This is a genomic window from Deinococcus aquatilis DSM 23025 (genome assembly GCF_000378445.1).
Lineage (GTDB): Bacteria > Deinococcota > Deinococci > Deinococcales > Deinococcaceae > Deinococcus > Deinococcus aquatilis.
This window is the reverse complement of record NZ_KB899746.1, coordinates 1-26,048: the sequence shown is the minus strand read 5'-3', so window position 1 is coordinate 26,048 and position 26,048 is coordinate 1. Positions and strand designations below refer to the sequence as shown.

Sequence of the window (26,048 nt, the reverse complement as noted above, 5' to 3'; positions counted from 1 at the left end):
CTGAGGCGGTCTGTTGTCCCGCCCTGCTACCGTGAGACCATGAAACGCAGCGTGCCCGAACTGATGACTGCCGCCGAACCTCTGGTGATGGTCACAGCCTACGATTATCCCGGCGGCATTCACGCCGAGCGGGGCGGAGCCGACCTGATTCTGGTGGGGGACTCTCTGGGCAACGTGGTCTTGGGCTACGATTCCACCGCCCCCGTGACCCTGAACGACATGATTCATCATGCCCGCGCCGTGCGCCGTGGGGCGCGGGACACCTTTCTGGTCGTGGACCTGCCCTTCGGTACCTATCACACCGGAGTGACCGACGCCATGCGGGCCGCCGTACGCGTGATTCAGGAAACGGGAGCCGACGCTGTGAAGATGGAAGGAGCCACCCCGGAGGTGCTGGACGTAGTGCGCGTGCTGACCCGCAACGGCATTCCGGTGATGGGACATGTGGGCCTGATGCCCCAGACCGCCACGGCGCAGGGTGGCCTGAAAGTGCAGGGCAAAGACGAGGAAAGCGCCCGCCGCACCGTGGAAGGCGCACAGGCGTTACAGGATGCCGGAGCCTTTGCGGTGGTATTGGAGGCCATCCCCGCCCGCCTCGCCCGCCTGATCACCGAGCGCCTGACCGTGCCCACCATCGGCATCGGCGCGGGCGTGCACTGCAAGGGTCAGGTGCTGGTGTACCACGACCTGCTGGGCCTGTACGAAGGCGAGGAAAAGAAACTTGCCAAACGCTACGCCGAACTGGGCCGGGACGCCCGCGAAGCCATCGCTGCCTACGCTGCCGAAGTACGGGCAGGGCGATTTCCGACCAAAGACCAGAGCTTTGTGATGAAGGATGACGTGCTGGGCAAGCTGTACTAGAGATGATAGGACGTGGGTTGTAGGAGAACTGCTTTCCGTCCGTCCTACGACCCACTCCCTACCACCCCATCAGACCCCACAGCCCCATTCCAGCACTTTCCGCATTGGCGCAGCGCCCACTCCACTCTGCCAGACGGTGGTGCCTTCGCCCTCATGCACGTCGTCGTCTACGAGAACTTCCATACGGCCATCCCCGTTCAGGTCGGCCACCGCGCCGATGCGCTGGGTCAGCACGTTGGGGAAGGCATCTTCAGCGGGCTGCTTTAGCACCAGACGCTCACCCAGCACGCTGGTCTTGACGCCGCTGGGCAACGATTCGCGCACCAGCACCAGCGAATATTGCCCCGCTCTTTCGGCATAGACGCTCCTCATCACGCCCTCTGAAAAATCCACCGGATCGCTGGCCGCCACCATCAGAATGTCGTCGCGTCCGTTGCCGTCCAGATCGGTTCGCAGCAGTTGTGCGAGGCGGGGCGGGGCGGTCAGGCCGCGTTTTTTCAGCTCGGCAGCCACGATAGCCAGATAGGGAGCACTGTTAAGGGGCAGGGCCGTGATGGGGCGCGGCACGGGGTTCCACGGCGCACTGAGGGCATGGGCCGGAAATACAGTTTTCACGGTGCTCAGGTAGCGGGTATCGCGCACCCAGTCGCAGGGATCATTGGTTTCGATGCGCCCGCCCACCGTGGCCGTGCCCAGTTTTCCGGCAGGCCCCAGCACCGTGGCCCGCATGGTGGCTTCAATTTGTTTGCGGGCCAGGGGTCCCAGAGATTCACCGGGTGTCCAGCGGCGGGCTGTGCCGGAGCCATCCAGTGTGCCGACCACCGAGGCGTAGGTTTGCCCCAGCCGGAACAAGATGGCGTGGGGTGCGGTGTTGGGGGCAGCAGTGGTGGATTCAGCGGTGGCCTGTGCAGCGGCCTGCACCGTGGCGAGGGGCAACAGCAGGGTCGTCAGGAATAAAGCGGCACGCATGGCAAAACCTCCGGGTCGGGTGGGATGTGCAGAGGGTGGATGACAGATGCTGCATCCTACCTGCCCAGCAAATCCGTAAGCCACAAAAACCCCACTGCTCCGCACCGCCCCTGAAGGGCTGATGTGAAGGAGTGGGGAAACAGAATGCTTAGAACTTTCGGTCAGGCGTGGCTCAGTTCCAGCGTCCGCCGCGCTGCTGGCGCGTTTCCTGTTCTGGGGCGGCGTAGGTTTCTTCGGCGCGGCTCAGTTTCTTGCGGCCATACAGCCCTTCCAGAATGAATTCGGCGGCGCTGACCCGCACGGCGTCGCTGCTACTGTCTGCAATTTCTACGGCGAGGTCGCGCAGGCCGGGAACCTGTGCGGTGGCTTTCATGGCCGCAGTGGGGTCGCCGCCCTGAGGAAAGCGGAAGACGTTGCCGTCCTCAAACCACTTTTCCAGATCACGGGTGTCGGCGCTGGCGTGGCGGCGGGCGTACACGGCTCCGGCAGCCTTGCGGATCACGTCGCGGGCCACCTGATCGGCTCCCTTCATCTCGCCCTCGTATTCCAGCTCCATCTTGCCTGTGATGGCAGGAAGGCCCGCGTACACGTCGCTGACCCGCACCACGGGTTGGCCGTCTCCGGTCAGGCTGCGGCGTTCGGCGTTGGCGCTCGCCACTTCCATCAGGCTGATCGGCAGGCGCTGGGACACGCCCGAGAGCTTGTCCACGCGGCCATCCTCACGGGCCTGAAAGGCAATTTCTTCGATCAGTTCGGCCATGAATCCGGGCACGGTCACGTCCTCGCCGCGCACCGCTTCCTGCTCGGTGATGTTCATGCCGAGGCGTACATCCGTGGGGTAGTGGGTGCGGATTTCGCTGCCGATACGGTCTTTCAGAGGCGTCACGATCTTGCCGCGTGCCGTGTAATCTTCCGGGTTGGCGCTGAAAACCAGCATCACGTCCAGTTCGAGGCGGATCGGGTAGCCCTTGATCTGCACGTCTCCTTCCTGAAGGATGTTGAACAGGGCCACCTGCACCTTGGGCGCAAGGTCAGCCAGCTCGTTCACGGCAAAAATGCCCCGGTTGGCGCGGGGCAGCAGCCCGAAGTGCATGGAGCGCACATCGCCCAGGCTGGTGCCGAGGCGGGCGGCCTTGATGGGGTCCACGTCACCGATCAGGTCGGCCACCGTCACGTCGGGCGTGGCGAGTTTTTCCACGTAGCGGTCTGCGCGGGGCAGCCAGCGAATCGGCAGATCCAGCCCGTGTGCTTCCAGCAGGGCGCGGCCTTCTGCACCCACCGGGTTCAGGGGATCGTCGGGCATTTCTACGCCCGAAATCACCGGAACGAAGTCGTCCATCAGGCCCGTGATGGCCCGCAGAATCCGGCTCTTGGCCTGCCCGCGCAGACCCAGCAGAATAAAGTTCTGGCGGGCCAGCAGCGCGTTGACCAACTGGGGAATCACGGTGTCGTCGTAGCCGACCACGCCGGGAAACAGTTCTTCGCCGCTCTGCAACTTGCGTTTCAGGTTATCGCGTACCTCGTCGTGCACGCCCCGCCGCACCCCGTCGAACGGAGAGCGGCCCTGAAATGCGGGCGTCTGGAGCAGTTCTTTCAGCGTCATCGCTGCGGGAGTCTGAATTGCCTTGTCTTGCGCCATCCCTGCCGTCGTTTGGGGTGCAGTCATGTTGGGGGGAAGGTATCACGCACCCTCCGCCCGGAATGTGCGGCTTGCTGGAGAATCGGGCCGCACAGCTCAGGCGGTGGCCTCAGGTTGAGGGCGAAGACGAGGCCGCGCTGCTGGACTGCGCCTGCTGATCTTCGAGGGCTTTGTAGGCGCATACGGCACAGAGGGCCGCCAGCAACGCCGGAGCTGTACCGAAGCTGATCTCTGCATCTTTGCCGTCTACCACGCCGCCGATGCGTCCGGCAAGGCTGGCGCCGCTGGTCTGCAGCCGCACGTCCTTGCCCATGATGCGCCCCGAAAATCGTCCATGAATCTGCGATCCATCCAGGGTCAACTCCACGTCGTCGCCCTCGATTCGTCCGCCAAGCCGTACCTCGACGCGGGTGGGGGAGAGGTCGCCGCTGGCATCGAAGCCGTCGAAGTGCCCGCCGATTCGGCCATGAACCCGCTCACCCTGCACGGTCAGGTGGATGTCCTTGCCCTCGAAGCGCCCGCCGATGCGCCCATGCAGCGCGGCTCCGTCCCACTCGGCATGAAGGTCATAGCCCTGGGTTATCCCGCCAATGCGCCCGGTGATCTGGACTTCAGGTTGACTCATGGGCTTAGTCTGACATGACCTATGCTCCGTGCCGCCACCCCAGCCGACGCTCAGACCATTTCTGCGCACCGTTACCCCGCAGAGGCGGATGCACCTGAGCGGCCAACATATGCGGCTTGGGTAGAAACAGCCATGCAGCGGGGCAGCTATCTGGGGTTTCTGGTGGTTCTTGGAAAAGAGGTCATCTCTGGAGCGGGCATGAATGTGCTGGATTGGGGGCCAACGCGAGATGATTCGCAAGCCTCTCGGGGCCGGATCGTGAATGTCTGGACACATCCCGACCACCGCAGGCAGGGCCACGCCCGCGCCGCAGTACTGGCCTGCCTGAACATTGCCCAAGGCCAGGGCATTTCTCGCCTCTGCCTAGGCACCACGCCGGAAGCCCGCGCCCTGTACGAGTCGCTGGGTTTTCGAATCAGCCACACAGAAATGGTGTTGCGGCTCTGACACCACACTGTCAGAAAACTTGGCTGATCTGTCCTGTGCCGACTCTGTTCTGGATCACTCCCGCCTTGATCTCCAGCCCCGCGACTCCCACCTCGCCAGAGAGCAGGCACGAAATCAAGAGAATAAATAGCAACCGATCTATTTTATGATTTATGCTTTTCAGACTCCAAAATGTAAGGAGGAAGTCAGGAAGTATGGTGTGAACTGCACCTATGCGTTCTTTCCTCCCGGCTGTCCCCTCCACTGAAAGTACTGGATACAGACATCACCGAGCGTCAGCAGTTCTGTTTGCGCCGCTGCTGGCGGCAGGCCTGTTGCTGGCTTCCTGTGGGGGGCCGAATGCGCCTGTGGTGCCGGGAGAAGCAGCGAATACCACGCCCGTTGCGGCCAGCCTGAAGGTGGTGCCAGATCATGCCCTGGCACTGATGGGCGGTGCAGAAGCTGGAGCGACTTTGCGGGTTTCTTCGACGGGAACGGTGACAGTCAAGGTAGACCGCGTGCCTGCCGGACTGACTGTCACTGTGGATACTGCCCGGCTAGATGGCCTGGAAACGCTGATCCCGCTGCGGTTGCAAGGAAGGCCCAGTGGTGGCGGGGCGGCCAGCATCACGGTCACGGTGGTCTCTGCGGGCAAAAGCGCCACGCTGACTCTGCCAGTGCTGGCCTTCGCAGTTCACCCAATTCTGGTGGGCGCAGGAGACCCCTATGAGGCCAGTGGAATGCGCTTTGAAGCAGACGGAAGCGTGCTGCTGCGTGCCCCGGTCAGCGCAGGCGAGGAGGGCCGTCATCAGCTGGTGCGTTTCGACCCGGCCCAGAACAGTTTCAGCCTGTTGGACTTCGGGCTGAGCGGTCTCGAAACCATCACCAGCCACGCGGTGGCTCCGGGTGGACGCGTGTGGGTCACGGCCCGCAGCGCCATGAGCGACGGCAGTGTGCTGATTTCGCGGGACAGTGCAGGCAATGTCAGGCGCTACGGCGTGGGAGCCACCGCCGATACCATCAACGGTGCTACGCCCACCGCAGACCGGGTGTGGTTTACCCAGTACACGCGTGACCGGGTGGCTGCCCTCGATCCGCTCAGTGGCAAGGTCACGTCCTATGCCGTGGAAGAAAATGCCGAAGACCTGACGCTGGGTGCGGGCGGGCAACTGTATTACACCCGTTTTTATGCCGACCCAGCGGTTGTCGGTCTTGATCCGGCCACAGGCAAGACCACTGTATTTAGGGTGGGTATTCCCGGCAAAAGCTTGCCCGACGCCCTGACCAATGCCCCAGACGGTACGCTCTGGTGGATAGAAGCCCGCACAGGTACAGTGTGGAACCTGAACCCGGTTACAGGCCAGCAAACCCAGTTGACGCTTCCCGAGGGCGCACGTCCCACCGAACTGGCCGTGGCCCCGGACGGCACGCTGTGGGTGGGTGATCCGACCCAGGGCCGCCTTTACCGCGCCCGTAAAGGTGAAGCCAGCACCCTGACCGTGCCTGTGCTGACCCAGAACGGCAAAGCAACCGGTCCCCATGCCCTGGCTGTTGGCGCAGATGGCCGCGTGTGGTACGAGGCAGCCGGACAACTGGTAGTGCTGGAATAGCTGGAACGGGGGAAGGCGGAGCATAGCTTGGACTTCTCTATACCCTGCCTTTGATAATCGAAAAGCGCCCCCAGCCAACATGCACTGGGGGCGTCCGCTTTCAAGCGTAGCTTGAGTTCAGGTTTAGAGGGCGAGGATGGCGCTGAAGTCGCCGCTGAGTCCGGCGGGGAAGAAGCTAGAGGACATGTTCTTGGCATCGGCGTTGAGCTGCACGATGTTCGCCACCTGACGGGGCGTACGGCTATAAGCGATACCGTTCACATCGGTCGGCACGATGTTGGCCGCTGTGGTGGACACGAAGTCGGGGTTGCCCGCGCCGCCCATGATGCCCTGGTCGCGGTCGTCGGTGCCGTCCACACCGTCGCGGAGGTTGCTGATCGCCTGGACGATCTGCGCAACGGTCAGGCCGGCCGTGAGAACGGGGTCGCTGACAGCCCTCTGCTGGTACAGAAGGGTGCGGATCGTACCGGCGTGGTAAGCCTCGACGGCCAGAATGCCAGCGGCATTCTCTAGGTTGCCGGCGGGCTTGTCGTCAACCAGCAGACGGGCGGCGCCCTTATAAGCGGTTACGCCCACATCCTCAAAGATGAACGCCCCGTGCAGGAAGTACAGCGCGTTGGCGTAGGGGTTGAATCCCTTGATTGCGCCGCCACTGGCTAGGTCTGCGGCCGTGCTGAACGAGGTGGAGAGGTTGAGCTGCGGCTGCGAGACAGCAGCAGAGCCCAGAACAGCGCGGATGACCTTGACGTGCGCCAGTTCGTCCTGGGCAATTTCTTGGACGATAGCAAGGGTGTCGCCCGTCAGCCCAGGCATGACCGTGTTGCCGGTCATGCCGGCGGGCAGGGTGACCTTGCTCGCGTCGCCGCCCGCCGCCGTCAGTTCACCCAAACGGCCCACGGCAGCCAAGTAGAACGCGGCTTCGAGGTACTCGAGGTTCAGCGCAAAGTTGAAGATGGTGGCGTCGAGGTTGGGCTTGCTGGGCGTGGTGGCGATCACGGGGGCGCATCCGGCGATCAGTGCGCCTGCACCCATCAGGCCAGCGGCTCCGAGGAACTGGCGGCGGCTGTTGGCGGGCTTGGTGGTGTCGTTGCTCATGGTAAATCCTCCGGGTAAAAATGAGTGGGGCAAGGAAGCGGCAGGCGCAGGCAGCCAAAGGACAGAGCAGCGAGCAGACAGCGACGGCGGAAAATGTGGTGAAGCGTCCCTTTGACCTGCTTGTATGCGCCTGCCCGCCGATTGGATCACTGCCCCGAAATGCATTAATGGGGGATGAAGTTTGGCTGGAAAATTCGGGGCGAAAAGGGGACATGAGAAGGTGTTGGAAAGGCACCGAGAGCATAGAAAAATCAGTACAAACGAGAAGGGGAAGCTAGGCCATGACGCCCGCTTCCCCTCTCTTGTCTGAATGGTTTTATGGTTTTTGGTCTAAAGAGTGCTTAGACCCCGGTAGAAGCCAAACGAATTGGCCCCACGCCTTTCCCACTCACCACTAACTACTCCCTACTTACGGTTTTTTCTACTTGACCAGTCCCAGTTTCCGCACTTCGTCGCGTTCTTCGGTGAGTTCCTGTGCGGTGGCGTCCATCTTGCCCCGGCTGAACTCGCTGACTTCCAAGCCCTGTACGACCTCGTACTGGCCGTTCTTGCAGGTCACGGGGAAGCCGTAGATCAGGCCCTCGGGAATGCCGTAGCTGCCGTCGCTGGGGATGCCCATGCTGACCCACTGGCCTTCCGGCGTGCCCAGCGCCCAGTCGCGCATATGGTCGATGGCGGCGCTGGCGGCACTGGCCGCGCTGCTGAGTCCGCGTGCCTCGATGATGGCCGCACCACGCTTGGCAACCGTAGAGATGTAGGTGTTCTCGTACCAGTCGCGCTCCACCAGATCGAGGGCGGGCTGACCGTCCACGGTGGTGGCGCTCAGGTCGGGGTACTGCGTGCTGGAGTGGTTGCCCCAGATGGTCAGGTTCTGGATGCTGCTGACGGGCTTCCCGGTCTGCTCGGCCAGCTGCGAAATGGCGCGGTTGTGGTCAAGGCGCACCATGGCCGTGAACTGTCCGGGGTTCAGGTCCGGGGCGTTTTGCTGGGCAATCAGGGCGTTGGTGTTGGCGGGGTTGCCCACCACCAGCACCTTCACGTCACGGCTGGCAACGGCGTTCAGCGCTTCGCCCTGTGGTTTGAAGATGCCGCCGTTTGCGCCGAGCAGGTCGCCGCGCTCCATGCCTGCCTTGCGGGGCATCGCACCCACCAGCAGCGCGTAATCGGCGTCTTTGAAGGCCACCATCGGATCATCGCTGGTCACGATATCGGCCAGCAGCGGGAAAGCGCAGTCGCGGAGTTCCATCACGACGCCGTTGAGGGCCTTCAGCGCGGGCGTGATTTCCAAGAGTTGCAGGATGACGGGCTGGTCTTTGCCCAGCATGTCGCCGGAAGCGATGCGGAAAAGCAGGCTGTAGCCGATCTGTCCGGCTGCGCCAGTCACGGCGACGCGAACGGGTGATTTGGTGGTCATGGGTGAATCCTCCTGAGAATTGAAGTCTGCCCAACAATAACGCGGAAAGGGGAAGTGGAGCGTGGGTCGCAGGTTGTAGGAAAAGCTCAAGGTTCAAAATTTCTTACTACAACCCACAGCCCAGGTCCTCCACCCCTTACGGCAAGGGCCAGCGCACCGTCCCGGCCTGATCCGTGCGCCAGACCTTTGCCCCCACTGCGTCGATGCGGGCCAGCACCGTGGGATGAGGGTGGCCGTAGGTGTTGTGTGCGCCCACGCTGACCAGCACGTCGGCGGGGTGGGTCTGGGCCAGTATCTCGGCCCCGCTGGAAAATCGGCTGCCGTGATGCGCGGCTTTCAGCAGGTTCAGGTTGCCCAGACCGATCAGGGCCTCGGCAGGGTCGGCAAGGTCACCCAGAATGGCTGTGCGCCACAGCTTTCCCCCGGCGGTGGGCATCTCCAGCGTCATGGACACGGAATTGTCGTTGTCTTCGGTGCTCCACACGTTGCCGGGGGGCCACAGCACGTTCAGCGTCAGGCCCGATACTTTCAATTGATCGCCGCGCCGCACCTCGCGTACAGGCACGCCACGTTCACGGGCCGTCCAGAGCACCGCCGTCAGCACCGGATCATCGGTTTTGAGGTGGCCCAGCCACAACTCTCCAACAGGCATACCGCGCAGCACACCCGAAATGCCCTCGATGTGATCGGTGTCGGCGTGGGTCGCCACTACCAAGTCCAGCTTCCGCACACCCAGTGCACGCAGGGCCGGAAGCACGGTGCGGGTGCCCACGTCGTAGTCGGAATTCACGCTGCCGCCTGCATCGATCAGGGCCGTGAATCCGGGCAGGCGAATCAGGGTGGCGTCCCCCTGCCCGACATCCAGAAACACCAGTTCGCGGGGCGGATTCAGGCGCGGCGGCAGGGCAGTGAGCAGGATGCAGGCCAGAACCGTGCCCAGCGCGGCAGGCAGGCGGATTCGGCCCCGCAGCCACAGCACGCCCGCGCCTGCTGCCAGTGCATAGGCCACGTATCCGGCGGCGCTGACCGTGCCCCAACTCAGCACCGGGGCGCGGCCAAAGGTTTCGGCGATCAGCAGCAGGATGTTGGCGAACACAGACACCAGCCAGTTGACGAGAATGGCGCCGGGGCCGAGCAGTCCGGCCAGAAAACCCAGCGGCACCAGCACCACCATGACCGCTCCGGCCAGCAGGTTGGCAGGCAGGCCCACCAGCGGAATCTGCCCGAAGGTGCTGGCAATGACGGGCAGCGTGCCCAGTTCGGCCAGCACGGTTGCCACCAGCGCCAGCCGCACCCACATCGGCCACCGCTGGGGCAAAAGCTCGGCCACTTTGCCCGACAGTAGCAGCGCCAACACTGCCAGAAAAGACAGCTGAAAGCCCACGTCCAGCAGCCACATCGGAAAGGGCAGCAGGCAGGCCAGCGCCGCAAATGCCGTGATGCCCAGCGGGTCGGGTTTGCCGCGCCCCACCGCCAGTCCGGTCATCACGGCCATGCCCATGATCACGGCCCGCGTGATGCTGGGCGAAAAACCCACCAACTGCACGGAATACGGCACCAGCAACAGGGCAGGAGTCAGGTAGCGCCATAGGGTCGGTACGCCTGCCCGCGTCAGCAGCCAGATCAGCACGCCCGTGATCAGGGCCACGTTCTGCCCCGACAGGGCCATCAGGTGCGCCAGCCCAGCGCGGTTGAAGGCGTCGCGCACGCCGTAGCCTTCTGCAAAGTTCTGTTGCCCGATCTCGTTGCGGTCTCCAAGTTCTATGGCCTGCATCAGCGCCGCTTCCCGCATGCCCAGACCAGTGACGAGGCCGCGACGGAACCACCCGCGCAGACCGTTTTCGGGGGTGCTGGAGCGCACGCGGGCCGCCACTAGCACGGCAGTCGGGGTGGGCAACCATAACCCGCCCTGCGAGCGCAGCCACGCCGCCTGATCGAAGCCGCCGGGAATTCGCCGTCCATCGGGCCGCACCAGACGCCCACTCAGGGTAACCCGGCCTGCGGGAATGCCGGGTTTGGGGGCCACCGCCAGCCGGGCACGGGGATCGTGTAGGGTCAGAAATTGCCCGTCCCAGTTACCTGTCAGCGTGACCTGTGCGCCGATCCAGGGGGTCATGGGATCGGGCTGCGCGGCCTGAAGGCGTGCTGAGCCGAACCCTGCCGCGCCGCCCAGCAGGGTGGCTGCCACCAGCAGCGGGCGAGCGTCCGACCATGCCAGCAGCAGGCCCGCCAGCAGCGCCAGACCTCCCCAGGGAATGCCCAGCCCCAACAGAATGCCGCCCATCACGCCCAGCACGGCGGGAACCGTCCATGCCACGCGCCCGCCAGTGGCAGAATTGGGAAAGCGGGGCAGGGCACGGGGTCGGGGACGCCGGGGAACAGGCCCGCCCCGCTGGGCAGACGGTTCGGCATGGCGTCCGGTCACGGCCTCATGAGGTTGCAGAGGAGCGGCCATCAGAGGGCCACTCCAGTTCGCAACAGCTCAACTTGCTGCACTTCAGCCCACACCGCACTCAAAACGACACCAGCGGCGTGAGGGTTCTCAGGGTGCTCTCGCCTACACCCTTGACCGCGTCCAGATCGGCCAGAGAGCGCAGTGGACGCGCCCGGATGATCTGGGCGGCCATGCTCGGTCCCACTTTGGGCAGGGCCTCAAGCTGCTCTGTGGTGGCGGTATTCAGGTTCAGGCGGCCCGAAATGAGCGGTTGCACGCTGGCTGTGCGCGGATAGACCGGAGGATCGGCGGCAGGTGTGGTGGCGGCCACAGGCGGCAACGGTTGACGTGTCACGGCGGGCACTCGCGGAGACGGAAACAGGGCTGGCCCCAGCGTCAGCCCGCCCAACACCAGCACGCCCGCCGCCAGTGCCAGAGTCCACCTGCGTTCCGAATCAGCTCCCTGCCACAGGTCTTGCCAAAAGTTGCCCTTCCAGAGATCCACAGGGGCAATTTAGACCCAAAAAACCAGGTGGTCATACCTCTTGCCTAACCGGGCCGCTACACTCCGGCCATGCGTTTTCCTGCCGTGTGTCCTCAGTGCCAGCGTGAAGTGCAGGTGGAATTTGCCGACAGCGCCGTACATGACGTGACCTGCCCGCACTGCCGCGCCCGCTTCTGCGTGTTCGTCCGCAAGCAGAAGTTCGAGGTGCTGTTCGATCTGGGCACCCGCGCCCTGATGGACGGCTACGCCCGTGAAGCCGTTGCCAGCTTCGCCGCTGCACTGGAACGGTTTTTTGAATTCTATGTGCGGTCGTTTGCGCTGGAACGCGCTGCATTGCAGGGCCAGACCGACTTCGGCGGCGCAGCCGACACCCTGGAATCCACCTGGCGGCACGTGGCGAGCCAGTCCGAGCGGCAGGTGGGCATGATGGCGCTGGCCTACCTGCTGCGCGAGGGCCGTGAACCGGATTTTCTGACGGCCAAAGCTCTGGGCGCAGACTTCAGGAACCGGGTGATTCACCGGGGATACCTGCCCCGCCGCGAGGAGGTGGACACCTACGCCGCCCGCGTGTTTGCCCTGATTGACCGCCTGCTGGGTGAACTGGGCACGGGCGCAGCGCACGCGGAACTGGCCCAGGAACGCCACTTTGCCGCTCACCTTGCCGCGCTGCCCGATGGCACCACCGCCGTTTTTGAGGAACATCCCGGCATGTTCCGCGCTCGCCGCTTTGCCGGGGTCAGCCCACTGGGAACCAAGAATCTGCCCGGACAGTCTGCACGGGCCTCGGCACCTGCCAAAACTGCCGCCCCCATGAACGACGCGCAGGCTTTTCAGAAGGCGCTGACGGAGCGGGGGCCACTCCTGAAGGGACTGCGGAAATAGAGAGGGAGGAAAGGCAAACCCGATCTTTTGCCCTTCCTCCCTCCCACGCAGCGCGAAGTGCCCCCGCCTACCTGTATCTGGCGATGTCCCGCAGATGGGCCGGATAATCGGCGTTCACGTAGATTTTGCCGTCCAGGCCATGCAAAAAGTACAGGGCGGCGCGGCCATCGGGTAGGGTGCGCTCGGGACTCAGCACGGCCAAAAGCGCGGCCTGACCAGGATTGTTGATCGGGCCAGCGGGCAACCCCTGCCGGGTATACGTGCTGTAGGGCGTGTCCTTGGTAAAGTCTCCGGCGCTGCGGTCGAGTTCGGGCAGATCTTTGCCAAGGCCGTAGGCGACGGTGGGGTCGCTGCCCAGCGCGATTCCGTCACGCAGGCGGTTGAGGAAGACCCCGGCGATGATGGGCATCTCGGCGTCGTTGGCGGCTTCGGCCTGCACCATGCTCGCCAGGATCACCCAGTCGCGCACGCTGAGGCCGAGGGCTTTGGCCTGGGCGACATGGGCGGGCGTAAACTCGGTATTCATGCGCTTGACCAACGTTTCTACGATGGTGCGGGCGCTGTCTTTGGGCCGGAATTCGTAGGTATCCGGGAACACGAAGCCTTCGAGGTTGGTGGCCGATTTGGCCTGGGCGTAGGTGCTCAGCGAAACGTTTTTCAGTTCGGAGGCAATGGCCGCGCCGTCAAATCCCGCCTTCTTGAAAATGGCAGGCAGGTCCTTGACGCGCCGTCCTTCAGGAATGGTGACGCCGACGGTGGGAATGCGGGCGGGGCCAGCCAGTTTGTCGGCCACCTGTTGCAGGGTCAGCTTGCCGTTGAGATCGTAAAAGCCCTCTTTCAGACTGCCCGCCGTTCCGTCCTGGCGCATGATGAAGCGCAGGGCGTCGGCGTTCTTGATGATGCCCTTGTCCTGCAAGGTGCGGGCGATGCGCGGCAGGCTGTCGCCGGATTTGATTTCCAGTGTGTAGGCCGGGCCGCCCGCAGGCCCCAGCAGGCTACGTACATACAGAAACGCGCCTCCTGCGGCCAGGAGCAGCAGCACGAGCAAGGTCAGCACGATCCAGACCCAGATGGGGGTCTTGCGCCCTCCGAGGCGGGTCACCGGATCACCGTCCCAGCAGCCGCAGATCGGACATCCATGGCCGTCAAGCGTGCCCGCAACTCATCGTCGGCAGGTGGCCTGGCCCCGAAGCGCGAGACCACCCAGCCGCCCACCTGTGCGCCCAGTTCGGCGGCCCGCACCGCGTCGCCGTGGGCCAGCCAGCCCGCTAGAAATGCGCCGCCAAAGCTGTCGCCCGCGCCGGTCGCGTCCAGCAGATGATCGCGGGTGGCCGCCACACGGGTTCGCGGCTGAGACGGGCCTTCCAGCAGCGCCCCCTCCTCGTCCAGTTTCAGCACCACCAGCGCATTTGGATAGCGATCCCGCAGCCACGCCAGCGCCCGTTCGGGGTCGCTCTCCTGGCTCATGGCGCGGGCCTCGTCGTCGTTGGGAAAGATGATGTCGAAGGGAATATTGTCCACGATGTCCAGAAAGTTCTCGCGGCCCATCTGTCCGATCATCTGAAAGCTGCCAGGGTCGAGGCTCAGCGTGGCTCCGGCTCCTTTTGCCAGTCTCGCGGCTTCGAGGGCGGCTGCACGCGGCGGATCGCGGAACAGGCTCCACGCCGTCAGGTGCAGGTGGCCCGCGCCGAGCAATACGTCACGGGGGAGTTCTTCGGGCAGCAGTTCCCAGTCTGCACCCTGCCCGGTCAGCATGGCCCGCTGGCCGCGCTGATCCAGCAGCGCCAGAATGACCCCCGTGCGGTGCTGCCCGCTGAGGGTCAGCTCGGCCTGCACGCCCTCGGCCTCCAGGTCTGCGGTTGCCAGTTCGCCGAAGCGGTCGCGGCCAATTTTGCCCACGAAGGTGCTGGGATATCCGGCCCGCTGCGCCCACACCGCCAGATTTGCCGCGCTGCCGCCGCCGAGCAGTTCCATCCGGCCCGTCGTGTCGCCCCCCGGCAGGAGGGTGGTATCAGGTTTCGCCAGCACGTCCCATGCGAGGTCGCCCAGCGAAACGAGCGGGCCGCGCCCAGAAGCCTGCAAATCAGGCGTACGCAGATCAGGCGCAGAGAGAGAAGAAGAGTGGGTCATGAATGCCGGAAGCATATCGCGCCTTCGGCAGAAAGTGCCCAGGGGAAAGTCCACAGAAAATTCCAAAAGATAAGGCCGGGCGCTGTCAAACGCTGACCACGCGTGCCATTCTGATCCCATGTGGCGTGTCTGTTGCTGGGTGATGTGGGTCGCAGTGGCCTGTGCTGGGTGGGGGGTCGGTGGACTGGACTGGGGAGGATGGGCCGGAGCCGCTGCCACTCCAGCCGAGGCCGCCCACGCTGGCCCGCCCCCTTTCCTGCTTCAACTGACCCTGTTGCTGGGGGTGTCGGCGCTGGCCGCCTACCTGTCGTTCCGCCTGGGCCTCATTCCCATCATCGGTTTTTTGCTGGCGGGCGTGCTGGCGGGGCCGGGGGCACTTGGTTTGATTCGAGATCAGGAATTGATCGCCGCCGCCTCCGAGGTGGGGGTGATGCTGCTGCTGTTTACCATCGGCATCGAATTCAGTTTGGAGCGGCTGCAACGCATTGCCCGGCTGATCTTTCTGGGCGGCGGCCTTCAGGTGGGCCTGACCGTCACTGCTGTGGCCGGGGCGCTGGTGGCTTCCGGCGTGGGGTGGCAGAGCGCCGTGTTTACGGGGTGCCTGATCGCCCTGTCCAGTACCGCTATCGTGATGCGGGTGCTGGCCGAGCGCGGTCAGACAGGCGCACGCACGGGGCAGGTCGCGCTGGGCATCCTGATTTTTCAGGATCTGGCCGTGGTGCTGATGGTGCTGCTGATTCCCATGCTGGCCGGACAGGGGGGCGGCGTGGGCGGGGTGGCGCTGGCCCTCGCCAAAGCTGCGGGCATCATCGTCTTCGTGCTGGTGGCTGCCCGCCGCCTCGTGCCGCCGATCATGGAAGTGGTGGCCCGCACCTGTAGCAACGAGATTTTTTTGCTGACGGTGGTGGCGCTGTGTTTCGGCACGGCCAGCCTCACGGCGGCGGCGGGCGTGAGCCTCGCGCTGGGGGCATTCCTGGCGGGCCTGCTGGTCAGTGAAAGCCGCTACGGAATGCAGGCCCTCGGAGAAATCTTGCCGCTGCAAATCCTGTTCAGCGCGGCGTTTTTCCTGTCGGTGGGTCTGCAACTCGATCTGGGATTCCTGATTCGCAACCTGCCGACCGTGCTGGGCGTGGTGCTGCTGATGGCCGTCCTGAAGGCCCTGGTCACGGGGGTCAGCGTGCGGCTGCTGGGCGAACGCGCGGCCATTGCCCTTCCGGTGGCGCTGCTCACGGCGCAGGTGGGAGAATTTTCCTTTGTGCTGGCGGGCAGCGGGCAGGATCTGGGCCTCAGTTTTGCCGGACTGGGTGAACGCGGCACACAGATTTTCATTGCGGCCACCGTGCTTTTGATGGGCCTCACGCCAGCGGTGGCGGCGTTGGCCGGGCCGCTGGCAACCGTCAGTACCAGACTTCCGGGGGCCAGGAGGCGCGAAGCTGCTGCCGTACAGACTGCCGCCTCCGCACCCACAGAGCCGGAGACCCATTCGGCCCTGCCGGTGGCCGGACGGGTCATCTTTGCCGGATACGGGCCGCATGCCCGCCTGGCTGCCCGCGCCCTCAGCCGCGCCGGACTGCCTTATTCGGTCATCACGCGCAGCCCCGACGGAGCCAGTGAACTGACCGGGCGCGGCGCTCCGGTACTGATCGCCGATTACACCCGCGCGGGTCTGCTGCGCGAACTGAATCTGGCCTCGGCCCGCGCCCTCGTGATTGCCGATGACGACCCCGAAATGACCGAACGCGCCGTGAGCGTGGCCCGCACGGTGGCCCCCGAACTGGATATTTTGACCCACGCCGAAAGCCCCGAAGCCCTGATGCAGTTGCAGGCGTTGGGCGCACGCCATGTCCTGACGCCGCGCCGCGAAATTGCTGCCGGACTGCTGGACCTGCTGACCCCCGAACACATCACGCGGGCCGAGATTGCCCGCCATCTGGCCGAGCGACCCGCCGTCACGCTGAGCGCCGAACAGCAGGCCCAGTGCGACCACGCCCACGCCCACGCTGGCCCCATCACACCCGAAGCCGACGCCTGCCTGGAGTGCATCGCCAGCGGGGATACCTGGGTTCATCTGAGAACCTGCATGACCTGCGGGCATGTGGGCTGCTGCGATTCCAGCAAAAACAAACACGCCACTCGCCACGCCCACAGCCAGTCGCATCCCATTATTCGCAGCGCCGAACCGGGCGAAACGTGGGCCTACTGCTACGAACACGGCTGGACGAAGTGACCCTGTACGGCGATTGGGGGTGTGCTTACTTCTCTGCCTTCTGCACTAACGCGGCGTCCACGGGCATGGTCTGTACAGCCCGGAAAGCCAGTAATGTGGCGACCACGTCCAGCACGCCCGACAGGCCGTAGACCACCTGATTGGTGAGATCGGGTGCGGAGCTGAATCCGGCGATGGGCACGACATTGAAGACGGTCATGGCGACACTCAGGGCCGCAGACAGGTTCAGCCAGCCCAGCAGCCGCTCGCGGTCCACGGGGTCGGCGGGATTGGCGGCCAGCCGTGCGAGACTGCCGTACACGGCGTTGCTGGCAAAAATGGCCGCGCCCCAGGTGGTCAGCAGGGCGGTCAGGGCCACCGGATTGGCCTCTGAAGAGGGTGTGTTGGTCACGCTCAGCACCGTGAGAAACCACAGCGAAAGCCGGAGCGCGGTCAGCCACGGAAACGCGGCTCGCAGCGCCCGCAACTGACCTGCACCGGGTGCGTCCGGCCCCGGCAACGGTTCGGTGGAAATGGCCTGCCCCAGCGTCACTCGGGACAGAGTTGCCGTCCACCACCACAGCACCAGCGCGGCCAGGAAGGAATCGAGGGCATTGAGCCACGCCACCTCATCCAGACGGTCGGCCCAGAGCGCGTAGGCGACCAGCCCGAACAGAGACGCCACCTGCACCCACAGCGCCCCCAGCGCCAGCGAACGCCAGCGGGGAGCGCCCGCATTCGGGGAGGCTTTGGGGGTGGGGGCCTTCATTTCGTCAGCCATAACAGGGATCAGTCAGTGGTGAGTGGTCAGTGGTGAGTGGAAAAAGCGGGGCGGGAGTGGGAAGCGGGTGAACCCTTCGGATGCTCATTCCGCCAGCTTTTTCATCAGTTGGTCGCGCACCACTTCGGGCTTGGCCTGCCCGCCCATCGCCTTCATGACCGGGCCGAACAGGGCGTTGGCGGCCTTGGAGTTTCCGGCCCGGAACTGTTCCACGGCCTTCGGATTGCCCTGCATGGCGGCGTCGATGGCCGCGTCGATGGCCCCGGTATCCGTGACGACCATCAGGCCGCGTTCCTGCACCAGCGATTCTGGATTCTGGCCCGCCATCACGTCGGGCAGCAGGTCTTTGGCAATCTTGCCGCTGATGGTTCCGGCGTCGATTAGGCGCACCAGGGCGGCCAGATGCGCGGGCTGAAGCGCCGTGTCCCGAATTCCCTGCTCGGCGGCGGCCAGAAACCCGGTCACTTCGGTCAGCAGCCAGTTCGACAAACGCTGTGCGTCCGGTGCGGGCGCTTCGACCAACGCCTCGTCATAAAAGCGGCTGAGGTTCACGTCCAGACTCAGGGTGTCGGCGTCGGCCTCGCGCACGCCCGCCGCCATGTACCGCGCCCGTTTCTGGGCAGGCAGTTCGGGCATCCGCGCCCGCACGCGCTCGATCCATTCGGGGGTGATGTCCAGCGGGGGCAGATCCGGTTCCGGGAAATAGCGGTAATCGGCCTCGCCCTCCTTGGTTCTCATCAGGAAGGTCTTCTGACCGCCCTCATCCCAGCCCAGCGTGTCCTGCGTAATCGTGCCACCGCCGTCCAGCACGCGGGCCTGACGCGCCGCCTCGTAGTCGATGGCGCGGGCCACACTGCGAAAGGAGTTCAGGTTCTTCACCTCAACCTTGGTGCCCCACGGCGTTCCCGGCTTGTGCACGCTGATATTCACGTCGCAGCGCATCTTGCCCTCTTCGGGTGTGGCGTCGGATACGCCGAGAGCCTGAGCGATGGCCTGCACCGCTTCCAGAAAGGCGCGGGCCTGCTCCGGCCCCGTGATATCGGCCTCCGTGACCATCTCGATCAGGGCCGAGCCTGCCCGGTTCAGGTCCAGCAGGCTGTAAGGCGCGTAGGTGGGATGCATCAGCTTGCCCGCATCGTCCTCTAAGTGGGCGCGGGTAATCCGCACGCGCCCGCCTTCTACATCCAGATACCCGTTCCGCGCAATCGGGCGGTCATACTGCGACAGCTGAAAATTTTTGGGCGAATCGGGATAAAAGTAGTTTTTGCGGTGAAACTGCGTAAAGCCCGACACGTCGCAGTTGAGGCCGAGGCCGAACATCATGCCCAGTTCCACGGCCTCGCGGTTGAGGGTCGGCAGCGCACCGGGCAGGCCCAACACCATCGGGTCGGTAAATTCGTTCGGCCCCGCGCCGTGGTAATCGGCAGGACACGCCGTAAAAATCTTGGTGCGCGTTCGCAACTGCAAATGCACCTCTAACCCGATCACTGTTTGGTAGCCCGACTGCGCCAATCCTGACCTCTGAGAACCCGACACCTGAGACATATGGCAGTCAGGATAGCGCGGGGGCAGACGCGGGCCTTCTGTTCCGGTCTATTTCAGTCAGCTATTCCGGTGTCAGGCCCAGCAATTTCTTGCAGACCCGCCCTGCCTGCCCGCTCAGTTCAGCGTGCGCCCGCCGCTGCCCATCAGGGCTTCAGCTTTCCGCAGGTGGTCGCGCAGAGTCACGTGCCAGTCGTCGCTTTCGGGGGTATGGGCCAGAGCCTGCTGGGCGTGGGCATAGGCGGCAGCCGGGTTCAAAAATCCCTGCTGGGCCATCACGTCAGCGGCCATCTGGTGCCCGGTGATCCAGTCCCGGCTGTCTGGAGCGGCCTCGCGTACCACGCGCTCATAGTGTTCCAGGGCGTCGTCGAGGTGGTAATAATCCAGTGCCACGCTGCCCAGCACCAGGCTGGCCGGAATCACTGCGCCCTGCGCCAGGGCCTGCTCTGCGGTCTGCTGCGCTTCCTGAAGGCGGCCCAGGCGGTAATCACATTCGGCCATGTCGGCCAGCACTTCGGGCAGATACGGATACTCGGGGTCTTGTAGCACGGCTTCCAGGCGCTCACGGGCATCTACCGGGCGGTCCAGGTCCAGCAGGGCCACGCCGAGTTCGTGGTTGGCATATGGCCTATCGGCCTCCGTTGCCAGTTTCAGGGCTTCCTCGAAGGCAGCGATGGCCTGTTCCTGCAAGCCCAGTTGGGTCAGAATCTGGCCGCGCACCAGCGCCACGCCGTAGCTGGGGTCGCCGTGTTCGCGCTCCAGCCGGGCCGCTTCCTTGATGGCCTCATGCGCGGCCTCGGGCTGCTCCAGGTTCAGCATGGCCTGTGCCCGCAGGTAGTACCAGGTCGCCAGATTCAGGCCCTCGTCGGGTTCCTGCCCGGTGTACAGGGCGCGGGCCTGATCCAGGGCAGCAGTGGCTTCCGCCGTCTGGCCCACTGTCAGCATCAGTGCGGACTGCTCCTGCAACATGATGGCCCGGTTCAGGCCGCCCGTCAGGTGTGCCGCCTCGCCGTATAGATGAATGGCGTCTCCTGTATGCCCCAACTGCTCCTGACTGTCGGCCTGCCAGGAGCGCAGACGCCAGCGCAGATGCTCGGGCAACTCGGTGCTGGGCAGGTGAATATCCAGTGCTTCCTGCGGCTTTTCGGCCAGTGCGAGGGCGCACATCGCATGAAAACGGGCCAACGGGTCGGCGGCTTCACGCACGGCAGCGGGAGGCGGCGTGGCCTCGCCTTCGCGCAGGCGGGCGTCCAGTTCGGCCATCAGCGCCGCATACAGCGGATCGGTCGTCAGGGCAGGATCGAGCGTGCGGGCCTCCCGCAGTGCCAGGGCCACCTCGTTGGTAGAAGTGTCGCCGTACAGCGCATGGACACTGGCGACGTACAGGGCAATCCGCGCCCGTTCGTGTTTCTTGGCTTCCCGCATGGCGCTGTCCAGCACGTTGAATGCCGTGTCGTAATCGCCCCCTGCGAGAGCCGTGCAAGCCTGCTGCCAGGTGGTGGCGACCTCAATCATTACCCACCAGTTTAGCGCGGAAGAAAGAAAGGATGAGTGGTGAGAGGTCAGTGGTGAGTGGGAAAGGCAACAACACAGATTCACCCTCCATGTCTTCCCGCAGCCCACGACCCACATCCAGCCTGAAAAACACCGCCCCTTAGCACTTGCTCAAGCCAACGTGTGACACTGCCTACACCCACACATCTTGAGTCTGGTACACTCAACTTCATGGAGCATCTGTCGGCTTCACCCGCGTTTTTTCGCCCTTCGTACTTTCTATTTCTGGAGGATTTCTCTTGAAGCGGTTGAATCCCTGGCTGATCGTTCTGTTCGTGCTGGCGCTGTTCCTGATGTTTTCTCAGGCACCTCTCAGCGGGCGTGCTACGGTCAATTACAACGAATTTAAAACCCAACTGGATCGGGGCACGATCAAAACGCTCGTGGTTCGGGAAAGTATCGGTACTGCCACACTGGCAGCCCCCACTCAGGTGGCGGTCAATACGCCGCAAGGCCCCCAGCCCCGTCAGATCAGTAATTTCACGGTTCGCCTGCCGGGAAGTCTTGCCACTCCCGATAGCGGCCTGATCAATGAACTTGAAGCCAAGAACGTGGATTACCGCTTTGAGGCTCCCAGTCAGTGGCTCAATATCATTCTCAGCCTGCTGCCCATTTTGCTGCTGTTCGGCATGATGTACTTCTTCTTCATGCGTGCTCAGGGCGGCCAGAGCGGCGTCATGCAGTTCGGCCAGAGCAAGGCCAAGAAGTACGGCAAAGAAAACCGCGTGCAGACCAAGTTCACCGACGTGGCCGGACACGAGGAAGCCAAGCGCGAGCTGATCGAAGTCGTGGACTTCCTGAAAAATCCTGGCAAGTACCACCAGATCGGCGCAGAAATTCCCAAGGGTGTGCTGCTGGTCGGCCCTCCCGGAACCGGCAAAACGCTGCTGGCCCGCGCCATCGCCGGAGAAGCCGACGTACCGTTTTTCAGCGTCAGCGCCTCTGAATTCATGGAAATGTTCGTGGGTGTGGGGGCCAGCCGTGTTCGCACGCTGTTCGAAGATGCCCGCAAGAGTGCGCCCGCCATCATGTTCATCGACGAAATCGATTCGATTGGCCGCAAGCGCGGTGCAGGCATCGGCGGCGGCCACGACGAGCGCGAGCAGACGCTGAACCAGATCCTGTCGGAAATGGACGGCTTCGACAAGACCAGCAACGTGATCGTGCTGGGCGCGACCAACCGCCCCGACGTGCTGGATTCGGCCCTGTTGCGTCCCGGACGTTTTGACCGTCAGGTCACGATTGATCTGCCGACCCTCAAGGAGCGCGAAGCCATCCTGAAGGTTCACCTGCGGAACAAGCCGATGGCCCCCGGCGTGGACGTGCCCGAGATCGCCAAGAGCACGCCCTACTTCAGCGGCGCAGACCTGAAGAACGTGACCAACGAAGCCGCGCTGGAGGCCGCCCGCCTCAGCAAGACCCAGATCGACATGAGCGACTTTTACCGGGCGCTCGACAAGATCACGCTTGGACTGGAAAACGGCTCGCTGAGCGTCAGCCCCGAAGAGCGCAAGGCGATTGCCTACCACGAGGCCGGACATGCCGTGACCTCGGCGGTCATTCCCGGTTCCGACAAGCTTCAGAAGGTCAGCATTATTCCGCGTGGGCGTGCGCTGGGTGCGGCTTTCTATCTGCCCGAGGAACAGGTCTTGATGAGCAAGGAGCGACTGGAAAACCAACTGGTCGTGGCTCTGGGTGGCCGCGCCGCCGAGGAAGTCTTTATGGGCAACGTGACCAGCGGAGCTGCCGACGACTTCCGCAAGGCCACCAACATTGCCCGCAAGATGGTGCTGGAATGGGGCATGGGCGAGAACTTCAAGAACATGGCGCTCTCTACCGACAGTGGCCCCGTGTTCCTCGGTGAAGACATGGGCCGCCCCAAGGCGTTCAGTGAGCACACCAGCCAACTGGTCGATGAAGACGTGAAGCGCATCCTGAACCGCGCCTACGAACGCGCCCGCCAGATGGTCACGGAATACGCAGCAGCCATGCACGAGGTGGCCGACGCCCTGCTGACCCAGGAACTGATCACGGGTGACGTGGTTCGTGACGCCGTGGCCCGCCTGGGCAGCAGCCCAGAGCCGATGCCACAAACCACGGCGTAAAGTTTTCTCAAAACAAGTTCAGGCCAATACCTTCAGGCCGACCACAACTCCCGCTGTTTGGGAGTTGTTTTTGTTTGGCTTGCGCTCGGGGGTTCTGGCTTGTTGATTCTTGCGGAGATGGGCCACCCTATTGCAGGCTGGGCAACACAACGTTGGGCAACATAACCCCCCCGTTGCTGACGCAACGCCCCCCTTAAGGGGAGGACCACTGCGCTTTTGCGCTCCCCTTAAGGGGGGCTGGCGGCGAAGCCGACTGGGGGGTTAGGCGTGGCCGAGGCACACAGGGATCAATAGGCCGGTTCTGGCTCAGGCTGTTTCAGCTGCCATGACCTTGAATTGCAGCCCGCCGAATTCCCGCGCCCACAGGTCGGCCTTGTCGCGTGCGCCCGCCAGATCCAGCGGCGTGGCCCCGCTGATCTGGACTGTCCAGCCTGCCGAAGTTTTGTGGAGGGCGTGAATCTGGGTCTGGCCCGCGTGCGAGCGGTCAAGACCATCGGCCACGCGCAGGATGGCCGAGAGCCGCGAAACGAGGGCGCGGTCTGTGGCGGGCAGGGCCATAAATTCGGGGTGCGACGGCTTGGGCAGGCTCTTGCGGTGGTAGCGGGCCACCTGCGCGATCCGCTCTATGTCGTGCGGCCCGAAACCGCGCAGTTCGGCGTGCCGGATCAGGTAGGCGCTGTGTTTGTGGTGGCTGCTCTGGGCCACGATCTGGCCGGTTTCGTGCAGGGCGGCGGCGGCGGTCAGCAGGCTGCGGGCCTCTTCGGGAAAGGGCTGGCCCGCCGCGATCAGGCCATCCATCAGGGCGCGGGATAGGGCCGCCACCTGCTGCGAATGCCCCAGATTGGCCCCGAAGCGTTCGGCAGTTGCCAGCACGCTGCGTTGGCGGGCGCTCAGGCCCGAAGAAAAACTCTGGAAGCGCGAGAGTTCCTCGATGAGCATGCCCTCGCGCAGGGCACCTTCGCTGACCGTGACCTCGTTGGCTCCCAGCAGTTCCAGCGCGGCGTGCAGCACCGCCAGCCCCGCCAGAATGGTATCGGCCCGTTTGTCCAGTCCCGGCAATTTGGCCCGCTGGGCAGGCGACAACCGGCGCACCCGCTCCAGCAACCCGGCGAGGTCGGCCACCGAAAAGTGCACGCCATTGATGCTTCCCTCGCGGCCAGAAAGCACTGCGGCGGCAGCTTCCGCCGTGCCACTCGACAAAATGACGCGGGTGTCGGGGCGAATCTGAAAGCGGGCGGCGTGTGGGGCCAACGCCTGCCGCACGGCACCTTGTACAGCTTGTACGTTGGCACGGTTGCCGGAACCACGCGCTTCTGGCGACAGGTGCGCCCGCGTCATGCGGATGCTGCCCAGCGGCAGGCTCAGGATGTCGGCGGCCTGAGCGGGGCCGCCCCGCACAAATTCCAGACTGCCGCCCCCCAAATCCAGCAGCACGTTGTCTGGCCCCAGTTCCACGCTGTGGGCCACGCCCAGATAGGTCAGTTCGCCTTCCCGCTCGCCGCTGATGACCGATGGATAGACCCCGGTGCGGGCCTGAATCCGCGCCGCCACCTCGGGGCCGTTGGGGGCTTCGCGCAGGGCGCTGGTGGCATACACGCGCACCTCATTCACGCCCGCAGCGGCGGCCAGCTCCCGAAAACGCGTCATTGCCGAGGCCAGGCGGTTTTCCCCCTCGGGGGTCATGTTTCCGGCGGCGTCGAGGCACTCGCCCAGCTTGGTGCGGTCTTTGAGGGCGTCCAGCACCCGGAAATCGCCCCCCTGATTGGCTCCGGCCTGTGCCTCGGCAATCAGCAGATGGCTGGAATTGGTGCCTACATCGGCAACCGCGACCTTCATGCGGGTTCTGGGCGCACGAATTCCGGCGCACGCTTGGCCTTGAACGCGGTCACGCCTTCCTCGTGTTCCCAGTGGTCTCCGGCCAGTTGTTGCAACTCGGCTTCCAGATCCAGTGCCTGATCCAGCGTGCTGGTCATGGCGGCGTTCAGCGCCTGCTTGGTCAGTTTCAGCGCGTGGGCGGGGCGAGTGGCGAGGCGTTCGGCGTAGGCCTGCACCGCGTCTGCAAAATCCTCGTCGGCCAGGACTTCTTCGCACAGGCCGTACTTCAGCGCGTCGTCGGCCCGCACGCGGTCTGCGAGGGCCATCAGCGCAAAGGCGCGGTGGTAGCCCACCAACCGGGGCAACAGCCAGGTGCTGCCGCTGTCGGGCACAAGGGCTATGTTGGAAAACACCTCGATCAGGCTGGCCGACTGCGCCCACAGCCGGATATCGCCCGACAGGGCCAGACTCGCGCCCGCGCCCGCTGCCACGCCGTTCACCGCTGTAATCACGGGTTTGCCCAGCCCGCGAATGGTGCGGATCAGAGGGTTATAGGTGTGGTTCAGGTGCTCGGTGAAGGTCATATCGCGCCCCGACACGTCGCCCAAGTCCTGCCCCGCGCAAAAGCCCCGGCCCGCGCCCGTAATGACCACCACCCGCACGCCCGCATCGGCATCGGCGGCCCGAAGTTCGGCGGTCAGGCTCAGCAACAGGGCGTCGTTGGCGGCATTCAGCTTGTCGGGCCGGTTGAGGGTCAGGGTACGCACGCCAGCATGGGTACGGCTCAGAATCACCGGGGAGTCGGATTGGCTCATGGGGAAAGTGTAGAGGGTGTTAATGCTGTGAAATGAATGTCTCTTGATCTCTGCGATTCAGAAACATCAAATGCTGAGCTTGGCAAGCATGCAGAATTGAGATTCTGGGCGAACCCCCCAGTCTGCTTCGCAGCCAGCCCCCCTCAAGGGGAGGACAAAAGCTTTTGTCCTCCCCTTGAGGGGGGGCGTTGCGTCAGCAACGGGGGGGTTCGCCTGCCAAAGCTTATAGCATTTGTCATAAAGAGACCGAAGGATAGGCATGTCGGAACCAGGCGGCGCTGTCCTGAGGGGTGAGTGTTTGCAACGCCGCCCAGATCGCGGCGAGGAGTTGATCTAAAGTGCGCCACGAGCCAGCCCGTACGGCCGCTTTGATTTTGGAAAACATCAATTCAATGGGATTGAAGTCCGGACTGTAGGGCGGGAGAAACAAGAGGTGACAGCTCTGTGCTTCGATGAGCGTCCGAACGGACGCTCGGTGATGTGACGAGAGGTTGTCCATCAAAACGACTTGTCCTGGCTGCAAGGTGGGGCACAGGACGTGTCGGACGTACCACTCAAAGGACACCCCATTGACCGCACCAGTGAGGATGAACGGGGCCAGTGGCCCCGCGTTGTGCAAGGCACAGATGAGGGTCTGATT

21 protein-coding genes are annotated in these 26,048 nt (G+C 64.2%); 6 read left to right on the top strand and 15 right to left on the bottom strand.

The features are described from left to right. Positions 1 to 39: 39 nt before the first annotated feature. Complete coding sequence (gene panB, locus F561_RS0120530; protein ID WP_019011849.1) at positions 40 to 861, top strand: 3-methyl-2-oxobutanoate hydroxymethyltransferase; 822 nt, start codon at positions 40 to 42, stop codon at positions 859 to 861. Positions 862 to 930: 69 nt separating this feature from the next. On the opposite strand, the gene F561_RS0120525 is transcribed toward panB, so the two are convergent. From F561_RS0120525 to F561_RS0120515, 3 genes are all read right to left on the bottom strand, one after another. Continuing rightward, positions 931 to 1,830 (bottom strand): hypothetical protein, encoded by a 900-nt coding sequence (locus F561_RS0120525; protein WP_019011848.1) that lies wholly within the window; start codon positions 1,828 to 1,830, stop codon positions 931 to 933. A gap of 172 nt (positions 1,831 to 2,002) precedes the next feature. Next, positions 2,003 to 3,433, bottom strand: coding sequence for a sigma 54-interacting transcriptional regulator (locus F561_RS0120520; protein WP_019011847.1), 1,431 nt, complete (start codon positions 3,431 to 3,433; stop codon positions 2,003 to 2,005). Between the two features lie 145 nt (positions 3,434 to 3,578). After that, entirely contained in the window at positions 3,579 to 4,094 is a 516-nt protein-coding gene (locus tag F561_RS0120515) for a hypothetical protein (protein ID WP_019011846.1), read from the bottom strand. A 21-nt stretch (positions 4,095 to 4,115) separates the two neighbouring features. Between F561_RS0120515 and F561_RS26245 the strand changes: the two genes are divergently transcribed. Both F561_RS26245 and F561_RS0120500 read left to right on the top strand, forming a co-directional pair. Then, on the top strand, positions 4,116 to 4,541 hold the full coding sequence (locus F561_RS26245) for a GNAT family N-acetyltransferase (protein ID WP_019011845.1): 426 nt from the start codon (positions 4,116 to 4,118) through the stop codon (positions 4,539 to 4,541). A gap of 212 nt (positions 4,542 to 4,753) precedes the next feature. Next, the gene (locus F561_RS0120500) at positions 4,754 to 6,130 is read left to right on the top strand and encodes a Vgb family protein (RefSeq protein ID WP_019011843.1); all 1,377 of its coding nucleotides are present in this window, start codon (positions 4,754 to 4,756) and stop codon (positions 6,128 to 6,130) included. Between the two features lie 123 nt (positions 6,131 to 6,253). On the opposite strand, the gene F561_RS0120495 is transcribed toward F561_RS0120500, so the two are convergent. The 4 genes from F561_RS0120495 to F561_RS0120480 form a co-directional block, all read right to left on the bottom strand. Continuing rightward, positions 6,254 to 7,225, bottom strand: coding sequence for a ferritin-like domain-containing protein (locus F561_RS0120495; protein WP_019011842.1), 972 nt, complete (start codon positions 7,223 to 7,225; stop codon positions 6,254 to 6,256). Between the two features lie 421 nt (positions 7,226 to 7,646). Beyond that, positions 7,647 to 8,639: a malate dehydrogenase gene (locus F561_RS0120490; protein WP_019011841.1), complete on the bottom strand. Its 993-nt coding sequence runs from the start codon at positions 8,637 to 8,639 to the stop codon at positions 7,647 to 7,649. A 136-nt stretch (positions 8,640 to 8,775) separates the two neighbouring features. Further along, positions 8,776 to 11,094 carry a DNA internalization-related competence protein ComEC/Rec2 gene (locus F561_RS0120485; RefSeq protein WP_019011840.1) on the bottom strand — a complete coding sequence of 773 codons (2,319 nt, stop codon included), beginning with the start codon at positions 11,092 to 11,094 and terminating at the stop codon, positions 8,776 to 8,778. Between the two features lie 58 nt (positions 11,095 to 11,152). After that, positions 11,153 to 11,578 (bottom strand): helix-hairpin-helix domain-containing protein, encoded by a 426-nt coding sequence (locus F561_RS0120480; RefSeq protein ID WP_019011839.1) that lies wholly within the window; start codon positions 11,576 to 11,578, stop codon positions 11,153 to 11,155. A gap of 69 nt (positions 11,579 to 11,647) precedes the next feature. Here F561_RS0120480 and F561_RS0120475 point away from each other — a divergent pair, with 69 nt between their 5' ends. After that, a complete protein-coding gene (locus F561_RS0120475) occupies positions 11,648 to 12,460 on the top strand; it encodes a hypothetical protein (protein ID WP_019011838.1) in 813 nt (270 codons plus the stop codon). A gap of 67 nt (positions 12,461 to 12,527) precedes the next feature. Here F561_RS0120475 and mltG read toward each other — a convergent pair whose 3' ends face one another. Both mltG and F561_RS0120465 read right to left on the bottom strand, forming a co-directional pair. After that, the gene (gene mltG / locus F561_RS0120470) at positions 12,528 to 13,562 is read right to left on the bottom strand and encodes an endolytic transglycosylase MltG (protein WP_019011837.1); all 1,035 of its coding nucleotides are present in this window, start codon (positions 13,560 to 13,562) and stop codon (positions 12,528 to 12,530) included. Continuing rightward, a complete protein-coding gene (locus F561_RS0120465) occupies positions 13,559 to 14,710 on the bottom strand; it encodes a carbohydrate kinase family protein (RefSeq protein WP_019011836.1) in 1,152 nt (383 codons plus the stop codon). Before F561_RS0120465 ends, mltG begins: the two co-directional genes overlap by 4 nt. Here F561_RS0120465 and F561_RS26240 point away from each other — a divergent pair. Continuing rightward, positions 14,709 to 16,817, top strand: coding sequence for a cation:proton antiporter domain-containing protein (locus F561_RS26240; protein WP_245556597.1), 2,109 nt, complete (start codon positions 14,709 to 14,711; stop codon positions 16,815 to 16,817). The two genes, F561_RS0120465 and F561_RS26240, sit on opposite strands and share 2 nt — an antisense overlap. A gap of 25 nt (positions 16,818 to 16,842) precedes the next feature. Here F561_RS26240 and F561_RS0120455 read toward each other — a convergent pair whose 3' ends face one another. The 3 genes from F561_RS0120455 to F561_RS0120445 form a co-directional block, all read right to left on the bottom strand. After that, positions 16,843 to 17,577, bottom strand: a complete 735-nt coding sequence (locus tag F561_RS0120455) for a hypothetical protein (protein ID WP_019011835.1) — start codon at positions 17,575 to 17,577, stop codon at positions 16,843 to 16,845. 84 nt (positions 17,578 to 17,661) lie between these two features. Continuing rightward, positions 17,662 to 19,122, bottom strand: coding sequence for an Asp-tRNA(Asn)/Glu-tRNA(Gln) amidotransferase subunit GatB (gatB, locus tag F561_RS0120450; protein ID WP_051097002.1), 1,461 nt, complete (start codon positions 19,120 to 19,122; stop codon positions 17,662 to 17,664). A 114-nt stretch (positions 19,123 to 19,236) separates the two neighbouring features. Further along, positions 19,237 to 20,634: a tetratricopeptide repeat protein gene (locus tag F561_RS0120445; protein WP_019011833.1), complete on the bottom strand. Its 1,398-nt coding sequence runs from the start codon at positions 20,632 to 20,634 to the stop codon at positions 19,237 to 19,239. A 278-nt stretch (positions 20,635 to 20,912) separates the two neighbouring features. Here F561_RS0120445 and ftsH point away from each other — a divergent pair, with 278 nt between their 5' ends. Further along, the gene (gene ftsH, locus F561_RS0120440) at positions 20,913 to 22,778 is read left to right on the top strand and encodes an ATP-dependent zinc metalloprotease FtsH (protein WP_019011832.1); all 1,866 of its coding nucleotides are present in this window, start codon (positions 20,913 to 20,915) and stop codon (positions 22,776 to 22,778) included. 306 nt (positions 22,779 to 23,084) lie between these two features. Here the strand turns inward: ftsH and F561_RS0120435 are convergent, their stop codons facing one another. The 3 genes from F561_RS0120435 to F561_RS0120425 form a co-directional block, all read right to left on the bottom strand. Beyond that, positions 23,085 to 24,614, bottom strand: a complete 1,530-nt coding sequence (locus tag F561_RS0120435) for a Ppx/GppA phosphatase family protein (protein WP_019011831.1) — start codon at positions 24,612 to 24,614, stop codon at positions 23,085 to 23,087. After that, complete coding sequence (locus F561_RS0120430; RefSeq protein WP_019011830.1) at positions 24,611 to 25,408, bottom strand: enoyl-CoA hydratase-related protein; 798 nt, start codon at positions 25,406 to 25,408, stop codon at positions 24,611 to 24,613. The genes F561_RS0120435 and F561_RS0120430 overlap by 4 nt, the downstream gene beginning before the upstream one ends. A gap of 235 nt (positions 25,409 to 25,643) precedes the next feature. After that, a partial coding sequence (locus tag F561_RS0120425; protein WP_019010888.1) for a transposase occupies positions 25,644 to 26,048 on the bottom strand: 405 nt, incomplete at its 5' end.